At 41.8% G+C, this 13,040-nt stretch carries 11 protein-coding genes; 3 read left to right on the top strand and 8 right to left on the bottom strand.

Annotated elements, in window-relative coordinates; all coding sequences use genetic code 11:
• The first annotated feature begins 47 nt into the window (after nucleotides 1-47).
• The 3 genes from ACTHRG_RS05245 (at nucleotide 48) to ACTHRG_RS05235 (ending at nucleotide 4,029) form a co-directional block, all read left to right on the top strand.
• Nucleotides 48-1,715, top strand: a complete 1,668-nt coding sequence (locus ACTHRG_RS05245) for a hypothetical protein (protein WP_440230748.1) — start codon at nucleotides 48-50, stop codon at nucleotides 1,713-1,715.
• Between the two features lie 11 nt (nucleotides 1,716-1,726).
• Nucleotides 1,727-2,878 (top strand): hypothetical protein, encoded by a 1,152-nt coding sequence (locus ACTHRG_RS05240; RefSeq protein ID WP_440230746.1) that lies wholly within the window; start codon nucleotides 1,727-1,729, stop codon nucleotides 2,876-2,878.
• 320 nt (nucleotides 2,879-3,198) lie between these two features.
• Entirely contained in the window at nucleotides 3,199-4,029 is an 831-nt protein-coding gene (locus ACTHRG_RS05235) for a hypothetical protein (protein ID WP_440230744.1), read from the top strand.
• A gap of 413 nt (nucleotides 4,030-4,442) precedes the next feature.
• On the opposite strand, the gene ACTHRG_RS05230 is transcribed toward ACTHRG_RS05235, so the two are convergent.
• Genes ACTHRG_RS05230 through ACTHRG_RS05195 form a run of 8 tightly spaced genes read right to left on the bottom strand, consistent with a single transcriptional unit; the run spans nucleotide 4,443 to nucleotide 13,016 of the window.
• Nucleotides 4,443-5,630, bottom strand: a complete 1,188-nt coding sequence (locus ACTHRG_RS05230) for a M24 family metallopeptidase (protein WP_440230742.1) — start codon at nucleotides 5,628-5,630, stop codon at nucleotides 4,443-4,445.
• 17 nt (nucleotides 5,631-5,647) lie between these two features.
• Nucleotides 5,648-6,634, bottom strand: a complete 987-nt coding sequence (locus tag ACTHRG_RS05225) for an ABC transporter ATP-binding protein (RefSeq protein ID WP_440230740.1) — start codon at nucleotides 6,632-6,634, stop codon at nucleotides 5,648-5,650.
• The gene (locus ACTHRG_RS05220; protein ID WP_440230738.1) at nucleotides 6,609-7,619 is read right to left on the bottom strand and encodes an ABC transporter ATP-binding protein; all 1,011 of its coding nucleotides are present in this window, start codon (nucleotides 7,617-7,619) and stop codon (nucleotides 6,609-6,611) included. Before ACTHRG_RS05220 ends, ACTHRG_RS05225 begins: the two co-directional genes overlap by 26 nt.
• Nucleotides 7,620-7,632: 13 nt before the next feature.
• The gene (locus tag ACTHRG_RS05215) at nucleotides 7,633-8,952 is read right to left on the bottom strand and encodes an aspartate aminotransferase family protein (RefSeq protein WP_440230736.1); all 1,320 of its coding nucleotides are present in this window, start codon (nucleotides 8,950-8,952) and stop codon (nucleotides 7,633-7,635) included.
• A gap of 11 nt (nucleotides 8,953-8,963) precedes the next feature.
• Nucleotides 8,964-10,163: a hypothetical protein gene (locus ACTHRG_RS05210; protein ID WP_440230734.1), complete on the bottom strand. Its 1,200-nt coding sequence runs from the start codon at nucleotides 10,161-10,163 to the stop codon at nucleotides 8,964-8,966.
• Entirely contained in the window at nucleotides 10,163-11,101 is a 939-nt protein-coding gene (locus ACTHRG_RS05205; RefSeq protein WP_440230733.1) for a succinylglutamate desuccinylase/aspartoacylase family protein, read from the bottom strand. Before ACTHRG_RS05205 ends, ACTHRG_RS05210 begins: the two co-directional genes overlap by 1 nt.
• Before the next feature lie 17 nt (nucleotides 11,102-11,118).
• A complete protein-coding gene (gene nikC, locus ACTHRG_RS05200; protein ID WP_440230731.1) occupies nucleotides 11,119-12,021 on the bottom strand; it encodes a nickel transporter permease in 903 nt (300 codons plus the stop codon).
• An 11-nt stretch (nucleotides 12,022-12,032) separates the two neighbouring features.
• The gene (locus ACTHRG_RS05195) at nucleotides 12,033-13,016 is read right to left on the bottom strand and encodes an ABC transporter permease (RefSeq protein WP_035331008.1); all 984 of its coding nucleotides are present in this window, start codon (nucleotides 13,014-13,016) and stop codon (nucleotides 12,033-12,035) included.
• Between the last annotated feature and the right edge of the window lie 24 nt (nucleotides 13,017-13,040).

Below are 13,040 nucleotides of genomic sequence, written 5' to 3'. Positions count from 1 at the left end.
GAAATTTATTGCTAAGTACTATTTCCCATACGAAAGGTAGATTCCCTATGTCAGCAGGACAGGCAATTGAGGTATTAAATCACGCGGCCTTCAGTGATGAACTTCCCCCTTCGCAAAACCTTATGCAGCAGTATGAAAAGATGATTGTCACAACACTGCTGCGTTCATTTGCGCTCGATTTTATCATTAAAGACCAGAATGGCGGGAATGTGGACACGCCATTAACAGCAAGGCAATATGGTTTGAAGGACGAGGACGCAAAAAAGCGCTATGATCCCAAAAATCGCGGTGATTATTCGGACAAGAACGTAAAAAAGCAGTACCACAGCAATAACTTCATAGATCGAAACAGAGAAGCTTCCGAATTAAAAAAGGAAGGGAAACTTTTTGATGCCTATACAGGACAGAAGATTGCCCCGAACGGAAAATATGACCTGGATCATACTATTTCGGCAAAAGAAATTCATGATGATCGAGCCGTATACCTGGCAAATTTAAACGGAGCGGATTTAGCGGTTGCCGACTCCAATCTAAACCACACAAGCCAGTCCATTAACCGGGCAAAAGGCAAAAAAACAATGGATCAGTTCTTGACTGATTTGAACAAAAAACAAGGTGAATACGAAGCTCGAATCAGCCAGCTTAAAAAGCAGGAGAGCTTAACAGATAAAGAGAGAAAAGAATTAAACAAGCTGACAAATTTAAGCCAGGCCAATGCAGAAAAAATGAAGGAAGCCGACGCGAAAGCCCGGAAAGAGTACAATAAAACCATTACGAAAGCTTATTTAAGCGACAAAAAGACCTATATTAACGCCGGTAAGGATGCCCTGAATACAGGCTGGAAAATGGGAGCCCGCCAAACGCTTGGTCTGATCCTGGCTGAAGTTTGGATCATTGCCCGCCGGCGGTTCCCTTTCATCATGGAGAAAATGAAAGAAAAATTTTCACTAAAGGAATTTCTAATGGAAGCGGCCGGGGCATTTAAAGAAGCTTTCCAGGCAGTGAAGGAGAAGTTCAAAGAGCTGATTGCGGCTTTTGCAAACGGCATGCTGGCAGGAATACTATCCTCTATTTCAACGTTTATCATTAATTTCTTCACCGGAACAGCCAAGCACGCAGTAAAAATGATCAGGGAGTTCTGGGGCAGTATTACCCAAATTTTTGACCTTTTGGTTTTTAACCGCCAAAACCTTTCACCGGGAGAATTAGCACGGGAAATTTCAAAGGTGATCAGCTTAGCGGCAGCCGTGCTTGCCGGAACTCTTGTGGCAGAAAGGCTTGAAAGCACAGGCATCGGCGATCTTCCTGTCATAGGAGAAGCATTAACCATATTCTTAAGCGGCCTCACAACCGGGGTTATCAGCATTTCGCTCGTATATTTCATAGACCATTCAAAGGAAATTCAAAAACTGGTGGAATACCTGGATGGTTTCGCTGACCAGCTTGAGTTAAAGAGACAGTACTATGCGCAGCTCAATGAACAAATAAAACAAAAAGTAAGCGAGCTATCCAGCCTCCCTATCGATCAGCTGAATAAACAATTAGCAAATGTTCAGATTCTGACACAGCAAATGAAGCTGGCTGACACTGATGATGAGCTGAATGAGATTGTGACTAAAACAATAGGAACGATGGGCCTCGATTTGCCATATAAGGACCGTGAAGGCTTAACGCAATTCATGCAGGATAAACAGGCTGTATTACATTTTGAATAGGAGTTTCAGTTATGGGGTTATTTGATAAGTTACGGGATATAAAATTGGATGCGGAAATTAAAGCATCAGAGATTCGTTATTCTGTTAGTGATAAATTTGATGATGTCAAATACTTTGTCGGGGACAAAATGGACGATGTGAAATATTTTGTTGAAGATAAAGTGGATGATGTCAAATTTTTCGTTGAGGATAAAGTCGATGATGTAAAGTATTTTGTTGGTGATAAAACCGATGACCTGAAGTACTTCGTCGCCGACAAGGCAGATGATCTAAAGGGCTTTGCTGAAGACAAACTGAAGATCAAATCAAAAGGCGATGTGGCTGAAGCGGTATCTTATGTGCTATTCCATCAGCAGATCCCTTTAAAATTTATCATGAGTTCTGTTGGTAAAAATACAGCGGCCAGCATACAGTCAAAAAATGATCAGTTAGCCGGAAGGGTTAAAGTACTAGAAGGCCTGCAAAGCCACGGAGCAGAACTGGAGAAAAAAATACAGCATCATTTTTCCGAGATTCAATCTGTCAGCGCCCAGCTCCAGGACCAGCTGAAACTTTTTGCCGAATGCTTTGAGCGGATTCATAATCGGCCAACTTACGGGATTAAGAAAGCAGATGGCCTGATTTCGTTTGGCGAGGGCTTCGATACACCTGTATTAATGGCGGACTTCGCCAGGTTTGATGAATATTTGGTGAATCTTTATGAGGAAAATGCCGGTATTCTGCAAGGTTTGCTTCGCACCCCTGTATTTGCGGCCATATTGAAATTCCGAGAAAAAACCCTGATGAACAAAATTGATAATGTTCGGTCAGAAGTAAATGAATGCATTAAAAGCATGAGGCCTCTGGTACAATACTTAAACCAATTGAACCTGACATCTGCCAAAATGGCCAGAGAACTAAAAGCACTCAATTCCATCTTCAGCCAGCAGGTTCAAAAGCTTTCCGGCATTGTGGATGAAAAAACAGACTTTGAACAATTCAGCCAAAACGACACTGCCATTCTAGACACTACTATTAAGCTGGTCCAAATCATTGTATCACTTCTCAACACACACCTTTTTAATGTTAAGGAAGTGTCGGAGCATGGCTTTGCTAAAATAAATTCGGGTGAAGTTCTTAAGGTGGTACAGGAATCTGAAAAAGTGAGGCAGCCGGGAAACTAGGGGCGGTTCCCGTGTTTCTCTCTTATGACTCCTAAGAACTGCAGTAATCTTTATTTATTCGGCTCAAGGAACCGACGGTCTCTATAACTGGTGCTCTCATTTTCAATCAAACGTTTGATTGAATTCAATAATATAGCCGTTTGGTACGGTTTAGGCGCCAGCGTTTTCCTATTTTTGAACGATACCGCTGTAAAAACGCAAGCCCAATATCCAATTTTATCCAATTGATAATTTGCAAACTATTCCCAGTAACTAGTCTAGTATATTAATTTAGGGTAATAGCCCTAGATTAAAGATACATACTTCAGGGGGAGACAGCATTGAAAAAGCTATTAATTTTACTATTCATTTTATTTCTATCTGCCTGTTCAGCTGATGAACAAAGGGTCGAAGAGATGATCGATCGTATGGCAGCTTCAGAGGAGCTCAGTGAAATACTGGCGTTTGGGTTCGTAACTGAAATTGAAAATGATGGGACAAATGTACTTTATGATCTTCATTTAACAGTGGAAGACACCTACGATGATATGACTTATACAGAGCAAAAGGAAGTCTTCGAGAAAATCATCTCATTTCTCGAAACGGAATCCGGTAATGCAGCCGGGGATTTAGATTGCGGAGAAGATTATACTTGCGATCTCCGAAGCCTTGAACTTTCTTCCTTTACAAGCGAGAATGAATATTCAATAGAGTATGGCCCTTCTGTCTCTGCTATTTCGAAAAACGGGGAGCCTTATAAGGATGACGCCGAAATTGCGGCAGATGAGGCAGCTGAACAAGATACTGATGCTGTGACAGAATCAAGTAATGAAGAAGCTGCAAATACTTCCGGCAGCACAGAGACGGAAAGCACAGATACTGAAACATTCGCGGTAGCCGCCTCCTATCCGGACACTGATTTTTCAACAGCAGACGGTGAAGACTGGGTTCAGCTATCAGATGATGAGAAATATTTGATGGTGTCACAGGCAATTGATACCTTCAATTCATCAGGCAAGTTCGTCATTACGGAAGGACCCGAATGGTTTTTGGATGCACTTAATGCCTTTTATGGAGATGGAACTACTTCAGAGGATCAAGCCGTCTCAGCTGAAAAAGTATCAGATGTAATGCTCCTATCCGGTCTGGCCGGCGGCGTGTTTGTAGAGTGATAATTAGAGAGTATCTCTGAGCAGGTATTTAATAAACGAACAGGGGACGGATGAACCGTCCCCTGTTTTCTGAATTTTGCATAGTGCAGGACTTCCCTGTACCTGAACATCATATTTCTATGTTTTAAACATTTTCTTTAGTTTATATTGCTCTATGTCTGCAACTCACCTCCGGCTATGTAATTCTACCAGCTCATCCTTTTCTTTATTAAATTCTCTAATACTATATAATTCATCCGCTCTGTTTGTTAAGCTTTCATTGACTTATGATTTCCATGTATCTTCATCTGCATTCTTAAAAAATTCTTCATTATAATTCATCCATTTCTTTAGGATGGACTTTTTAACAAAACCCTTTTTCTGGTTTTATCGAAAGCATTATTATTAAAGTGTTTACAGATGTAATCGTTGTGTCACGAAGAGCAAATCAATGACTCCAAATCCCTTGGATAGTATGTTAACATTTCCATTCCGTCTTCTGTTACTAGTACTGTATCTGAGTGGCGGAAACCTCCTACCCCGTTTACATATATGCCTGGCTCGACTGTAAAAACCATACCCGGCTCCATGATCGTGTGATCACCTAAATCAAAAAAAGGTGATTCATGAAAAAGCAGGCCGATTGCGTGACCAGTGTGATGTCTAGTTAATTCGGTAATATTATTCTCTTTAAAATATCTTTGAACCTCTACTTCTACTGATGATAAAGGATTCCCTGGTTTGATATGCTGAAAAGCCACTTCCTGTGCATTGTACATATGCTGGAAGTATGTTTTTTGTTCACTGCTTGCTTCCTCAACAAACATAGTTCTTTCTAACTCGCTTTTATAGCCCCATATACTCGCAGCAGCTGCAGTGACTAATGTATCTCCTTTCTTTAAAGTCACATTTTGAGCAACTGCATGAGGATAAGCTGACAGCTCCCCGACCTGCCCTCTAAACAGGGCAAAGGCTGTTTCCCCATGAGGTTTGTACTCCGGACCTAAGGTTTCAATCATGGCCAAGGTTGATTCTGTACTGGCTCTGCTTGTAATTTCCAGCTCACTTATTCCTGCCTTAGAATATTTTTGCAATAAACGATGGGCAAGATTTCCCCAGCGGCAGGACTCTTTAATCAATTCGATCTCTTCGTCCGATTTAATCATCCTTAACGCTGGAACCATATCCTTTATTGATTGATACTCCTTAGCCTCCAGTAATTGGTCAATTGAGGGTCCTCTATATCCTGATGCTGAAGCATACCCAAGGCTATCAGCTCCTACCCGTTTCCCTTGAAACCCCGCAGCTATTAAATCTCCCTTAAAATACTCCATCGGATGCTTGATTCCGGGATATTCAGGGTAGGAATGTACAAAGTTTATAGCACCAGAAAATTCTTCAGCATGTTCTTTTTCTAAAAATGGAACAAATAAGTGGGTTTTCTGATTGGAGTCCACAAAAAAGGCGATCGGCCGCTCTGTCGGGTGAAAAAAGAAACCGGTTAAATAAAATATATCAATGGGGCTAAAAATGATTGCACAGTCCAGGTCCTGCTGCTGCAGATTTTCCCAAAACCTTTTCTGCCTGGTCTTAATTTCTTTTTTTGAAATGGATAATCTCATAGAAACTCCCTCTATCCTTATTGATATAGATGACAGGCTACTAACTGTCCTGGTTCCTTTTCAGTCAGCACTGGTGTTTCTGCCTTGCATATTTCCATACAGCTTGGGCATCTAGTGTGAAAAGCACATCCGGATGGAGGATTGGCCGGGCTTGGAACATCCCCTTTTAGAATGATTCTTTCTCTTTTATGGTCTGCATTCACCTCTGGTGCAGCAGAAATTAACGCTAGCGTGTAAGGGTGGAGGGGATTTGAAAAAAGCTGATCTTTACTTGCCAGCTCCACAATTTTCCCAAGATACATCACAGCCACGCGATCGGATATATGTTCACACACTGATAAATCATGGGTAATGAACATATAAGTGAGATTATACTGTTCCTGAAGATCCTGCATAAGATTAATGACCTGTGCCTGAACGGAAATATCAAGTGCTGAAACGGGTTCATCCGCAATAATCACTTTTGGATTGAGAACCAATGCTCTGGCGATTCCGATTCTCTGACGCTGTCCGCCACTGAATTCATGTGGATGGCGTTTAGCATAACTTGGATCAAGGCCTACTTTGTTCAGCAAGTCGGCTACCTTCTCTTTTCTTTCGCTTTTGGAGCCAATATTGTATACCTTCATTGGTTCTAATAGCGTTTTCTCAACTGTCCATCTTGGATTAAGGGATGCATAGGGATCCTGGAAAACCATTTGAATATCTCTTCTGGTTGCTCGGAGTTCTTCCCTTGAGATGGCTGTTAGATCTTTTCCTTCAAGCTTAATGCGGCCCTCCGTTGCCTTCAATAACTGGATAATCAGTCTGGCCATGGTTGATTTTCCACAGCCGCTTTCGCCTACAACCCCTAAGGTCTCTCCTCTTCGCAACTGAAAAGAAACATTATCAACTGCTTTCACAGCGCCTACCTGTTTAGAAAGTATCCCCTTTTTTATAGGGAAGTACTTTTTTACATTTTCCACTTCTAAAATATAGTCATCTTGCAGGTTCGATAATGCCATTATTAGTACTCCCCTCTTCATCAGGTATAAGCCAACAGGCAGATTCTTGCGCTTCACCGACTTTCAAAAGCGGAGGAAGACTTGTTTCACATTGGCTCATTGCATATGGACAGCGATCAGAAAAACGGCATCCTTTTCCCCAATTGGATGGTGCAGGGACTTGACCGGGAATAAAATGTAACCGTTTTTCTTTATGGCCCTTTTTTGGCAATGAAGCCAGTAAGCCTTTTGTATAGGGATGGGATGGATTATTCAATACCTCTTTTACAGGTCCTGTTTCTACAATTTTACCGGCATACATAACAATCAAACGGTCACAAACTTCTGATACAACACCAAGGTCATGGGTGATGAGAATCATGGACATCCCTTTTTTGGTTTGCAGATCCTTCATAAGCTCAAGGATCTGTGCTTGAATCGTAACATCCAAAGCAGTCGTCGGTTCATCCGCAATTATCAGCTGAGGATCACAAGCCATGGCCATGGCAATCATGACCCTTTGCCGCATTCCCCCTGATAATTGATGCGGGTAGTTATCATAAATTTCATCCGCCCGAGGGATCCCAACCTGTTTTAATAAATCAACAACTTTTCTTCTTCTCTCTTCACCTTTAAGCTTTTTGTGGATTTTTAACGTTTCTCCGATTTGTTCTCCTACACTGTAGACAGGATTGAGCGAAGTCATGGGTTCCTGAAAAATCATACTGATTTTGTTGCCGCGAAGATTTCTCATTTCCCTTTTGGGCAAATTCAGGAGGTTGACACCGTTAAAATCAATTTGATCTCCCGATACTTTTCCAGGAGGTTTAACAAGGCCCATTATGGATAATGAAGTTACACTTTTTCCGCAGCCTGATTCTCCAACTATGCCGAGGGTCTCCCCTTTCGCGACATGAAAGGAGATGCCGTCGACTGCGTTAAAAGAAGCCTTTCTAGAGGAGAAGGTGGTTTTTAAATTTTTGACTTCCAGGATGTTCGAATTCACGAATCTTTCCCCCTTATGAACCTGCTTTAACCCCAGCAGTTTGCTGCAAGCTTGCATCCATATATTCCACTAACTGTTGAATAATCTCATCTGAATGCGCTACTGATATGGCATGGTGGAGCAGATAGTTTGGTGAACAATAAACACCTTTCTGTGTAAATGCTGCAATAAACGCAGCATATTTTTCCTTATCACTATGTGTAGCACTGCGATAGTCTGTTATTTCCTGGTCGGTGAAGTACCAATGAAAATGACCGCCTCTTCCTTGCATTCTAGCTTTCACCTGATATTTTTCTGCTGATTTTGTGAATTCAGCCAGCAGTTTTTCTGTTCTATTTTGCAGTGTACGAAAAACCTGTTTTTCTTCATAGATTTCCATAAAGGCCAATGAAGCAGCTAATGAAACCTGATGGCCATTATAAGTCCCCACAAAAGAACATGTTCCTTTCCCGGGGGTGACCGTTTCGAAAATGGATGCTTTTCCAGCCAAGGCCGCCAGCATATAGCCATTGCTAATCGCCTTGCCGAATGTAGAAAGATCAGGTGTCACTCCGTAATACCCTTGAGCTCCCCCAGGAGAATCTCTAAACCCGGTTAATAATTCATCAAACACCAGGACAATATTTAATTGATCACAGATCATTCTTAGCCCTTGCAAGTAATCTTTTTTGGCCGGGATATAACCAATATCTATCATAGTTGGTTCGATAATTAATGCTGCAATCCGGTGTTTATTTTCTGTCAGCAGGCGTTCAGCCGTTTCCAGATCGTTAAATGGAAGGACGAGAGTACTTTTTACTACATCCTCAATTAGCCCCGATGCACCTGGAAGTGACTTTGGCTCTGACTTGTCACCTGCCTTTTGAAGATCAGGCCAGGTACTGACAAATACAGCATCGTGCCAGCCGTTATATGCTCCTTCAATTACAGCAATATCCGGTTTTTGTGTGTACGTTCTGGACATAGCCATGGCATGCATAACCGCTTCTGTTCCTGTATTGGTATAACGGATTTGTTCAGCTGTCGGAACCATGGATAAAAACTTTTCAGCCGTTTTAACACTAAGTTCTGTCTCCACACCAGTCACGATTCCTGAAGTACTATAGAATTGCATCCGTTCATTGAAATCCGGATCATTGTGACCAAGAATGACCGCCCCGTTCCCCATAATGCAATCAATATATCGATTGCCGTCCACGTCAGTCAGATAAGCCCCCTCTGCTTTTTGGTAATAGATGGGGTGTGGATTGCGAAAACGGGAATTCGAGTGCACCCCTCCTGGCACTGATTTTACCGCTCTTGTAAATAACTCTTCTGATCTAGTTAGTTCCATCCTGTCACATCCTATCTGAATTGTTTAACTGTATCTGCAGATAACATATTTTTATAAAGAAACTCATAGAAAACTGGTTTTCTATCCTCAGACAGCCTCTTATAGGTCTCTTTTACCGCTTCATTTCCTCTCCAGTAAGAATAAATAAACGGAGCTCTTAATGTATGTTTGAAAAAGCGGAGCCTGGAATGAATCCAATTTTCTTCACCAAATGCAAAGTCTCTTAAGAATGCAGAAACTTCTTCATCTGGCTTCCCCTCTGCATGGATCATATGTGCAGCATTTATTCCAGAGATCGATTTGATTTCCTGATAGACTTTGTAGATTTCATCATCCAGGGAATCCGTCCAATCAATGAAATCGATCCCATTATCACCAATCCCCTCAAATACGGAACTGCTTGCTGTATTGGTGATGACTAACCCGGCATCAAGCGGGATATCACCCGATTGAAGACCTAATTCTCTTATTCGCATATGTGTAGTATGGCCCGGAAAGGATTCATGCGTGACTAAATGTTTTAAAGATTCATAGGTATAGGACAGATCGCCATTTATATACATTTTCCCGCCAACATAGTCACAATAGGCACTATACGGCACACCGTTCACGACCACTGGAGTTACCTCCACATCTTCCATCTCTTTAAACATTTTTTGAACGACACGTTCTTTTCCTTGAGAAAGCAAATCTTTTAATACAGATTCCACCTGTTGTGAAGGAACATGCTGTGCTTGTTCCCACTTTTTCACTTTCTCTTTCAGCGTTCCTAAAAATCCCTTTTGGATTAATAAAGATTCGAGTCTTTGATGAATCTCTGTTCTTTCTGTCTCCGAAAAGGGATTTTCGTTTACATATAACAGACCTCTAACATTCTCCCTGAAAGGAATCTCTTCACCGCTCCGCCATCTTGCCAGCCTTAGAAGTGAACCGATTTGCTGCTGCATATAGTTTCTGCGAACCTCGGATTGTATAGATGAATAGCTGCTTCTTAAACTCTCTAAATCTACAAAAATCTCATTCCAGCTGCTGTAGGAATTTGGTCTTTCTCTGGTTAAGTTAATCGGTACTAATCCTTCTTGATCAAGTGAAGCTTCTGAGCAGGATGGGAGGTTTTTCCGATAAAAATCATCCATCCCCAGTACAATTTGCGTATATACCTGTGACAATTTGTGGTCCAAGGACTCGAAATGGACCGTTTCAGTTCTCATTATTCTTCCTCCGCACTATCCAGATTACCAAGCATAAATCCATAATCTCCCGGACTTACTTTATTAAAGAGGCCTCTTGTTAAAATCACCACATTATTCTGGAATGGGGCCCGAATGACTTCCAGCTCTTCAAATGTTCTTGGGTTATAAGTTCTTGCCAAAACCTGATTTCCTTCGATGACAGTGCCTACAGCACTAAAGTCAAATTCCGGCACCATGATTCCGCCGTGCTTCGGACGAATAATGGTAATTTCAGTCATAACCTTTTGTTTTGGAGGAGGTGCGACCTCACCGGGTATCATTTTCAACTTCCGCATCACATTGAAAATCCCTTCTACACCTCTTTCAATGTCTTTATCGTGGTTAGGTCCTCCTCCTACCTCGACCGTAATGCTTGGGATGCCTTTTTCTAATGTATAAGTCGCTGTAGTGCCTTCATATGGATGCGAAGGACGGTATAAAATCGGAAAGTTAAATGCCCGTGATAATTCTTCATTATTTTGAATGTATACATAATCAACAACCGGAGTTGCACCGCCAGCATGCAGATCAATATAGACATCAATATGATCTAAAAAGTTTTCCACCATCGAATTTGCAAGCTGTTCTGTTACCCAGCCGTTTTTGTTTCCTGGAAACACCCTGTTCAAATTATTCATATCAAGAGGTGTATTTCTAGTCATGCTTTCAAATGCCAGCGGATTGGCAACAGGAAGCAGCTTAATCGTACCCGATATCTCTGATTCATCTAAGCGGTTATATACTCGCCTGATGATTTCCGCACCAATGATTTCATCACCATGTACAAGGGCAGAAACACCAAGAACCGGTCCCTCTTTTACCCCTTGAATGGTATGGATTGGCAAGGAAAGCGGTGTTCCATTAGATAAATGTGTAACAACAACCTCTTTATATTCGCGTGTAGATGTAACTGTCATGATAATTCCTCCTTTAATTAATTCCTTTTTAATTTCGAATCGGTTAAATCCCTAATTCCGTCTCCCAATAAATTAAAGCCTAATACTGTAAACATGATCGCTAAACCTGGATAGACTGATAAATGCGGGGCTTCCCTGATAAATTTCATCCCAAATGCCAGTGTCCAGCCCCAGCTGGATTCCGGCGGCTGAATGCCAAGACCAAGAAAGCTTAGTGTTGCTTCAGAAACAATAGCGGTCCCGAGCCCAAGTGTGGCTACAACGACAATCGGAGCCAGGCAATTGGGCAAAATATTTAAAAAGATGATGCGAAAATCATTCGAACCAATCGTCTTTGCCGCCTGAATATATTCCTCTTCCTTAATAGCCAGGACATTTGCCCGTACAATCCTCGCATAATTGGTCCAGTATACAAAGCCGAGGGCCAAAATCACATTTTCTATACCTGGGCCGAGAGCCGCAACTAGTGCAATGGCTAAGAGCAATACAGGAAATGAAAGGAAAATATCCACGACGCGCATAATCAGCGTATCAACCCAGCCTCCGTAATATCCAGATATCAAGCCGAGCGTAACACCAATAACCATGGCCAGCACCACTGAAACTAATCCCACTTCAAGAGAGACCCTTGCCCCGTAAATGATTCTGGAAAACAAATCCCGGCCATACTGGTCGGTTCCTAAAATATGTCCATCCTCCATTGGTGTCAGCAGCCGTTCGCTCATATTCATTTCATACGGATCATGAGTAGAAATGACGGGAGCAAAAATGGCGCAAATCACAACCACTAATACAAAAGCACCACCAATTAAAACAGACTTACTCTGGGTGATCAGCTGGAAAAAGTCTTTAAAGTCAAAGCCTTTCTTGGGGAGAGTTCCTGTTTGGTTCTCTGTTTGGTATTGTTTCGAAAGTTCCATCATCTCCCTCCTTATCCTTGTTGAATTTTTGGATTGATAATGGCGTACAAAATATCCACAATCAAGTTAATTAAAGCGAAAATAAGCGCAATCATTAAGACACAGCCTTGAACCACCGGGAAATCCCTCTGGCTGATCGCCGTAATGACTAGCCGGCCGATTCCCGGCCAAGCAAATACGGTCTCCGTGACAATGGCACCGCCAAGTAAATTTCCAAACTGAAGGCCTACAATGGTCACTACCGGAATTAAGGCATTGCGAAAAGCATGTTTCATGATGACAACAATACCTCTAACTCCTTTTGCCTCGGCTGTTCGGATATAATCTTCTTTCAATACTTCAAGCATGGCTGATCTGACCATTCGGGTAATGAGTGCAGCGCTCATTACGCCCAAGGTGAAGGCAGGAAGAATAATATGCTGTAAACTATCGACTAAATAGAAGAGGTTTCCGGTCTGAATTGTTTGCACAAAAGCATCTAATAGCGGCTCTCCTCTTCCAAATGAAGGGAGGATATTCAAATTTACAGAAAAGCCAATTATCAATAATAGTCCCATCCAGAAAACCGGCATCGATACACCAATCTGTGCAAAAAACATGCTGCCATAATCAAGCCAGGAAAATTGTTTTACCGCAGATATGATGCCTAGTGGAATCGCAATTAAAAGTGCTATGATCATAGCTACAACTGCAAGCTCCAGAGTAGCAGGGAGATGGGTGGAAATCAGTGTAATAACAGGGGTGTCTTGAAAAATAGAGATTCCTAAGTCTCCTTGAAATAGATTTTTAAGAAAAACCATTAACTGAATATAAAGAGGCTCATTTAACCCAAGAACATTTCTCAATCGTTCAAGATCCTCTTTTGTTGCATCTTGCCCGAGCAGGGTAAGGGCAGGGTCACCAGGAATAAGATGCAGCAAGAAGAAGACTAATATGGAAATTCCTAATAATACAGGAATAAATTGAAAGAACCTCTTTACAATAAATGTTGCCATTTAAATCACTCCTGACTTTAAGGC

It is taken from the genome of Cytobacillus sp. SAFR-174, assembly GCF_051964675.1.
In the GTDB taxonomy this organism is placed as follows: Bacteria; Bacillota; Bacilli; order Bacillales; family Cytobacillaceae; genus Cytobacillus.
Note: the sequence above shows the minus strand (reverse complement) of the source record. Positions and strands in the feature narration are given on the sequence as shown.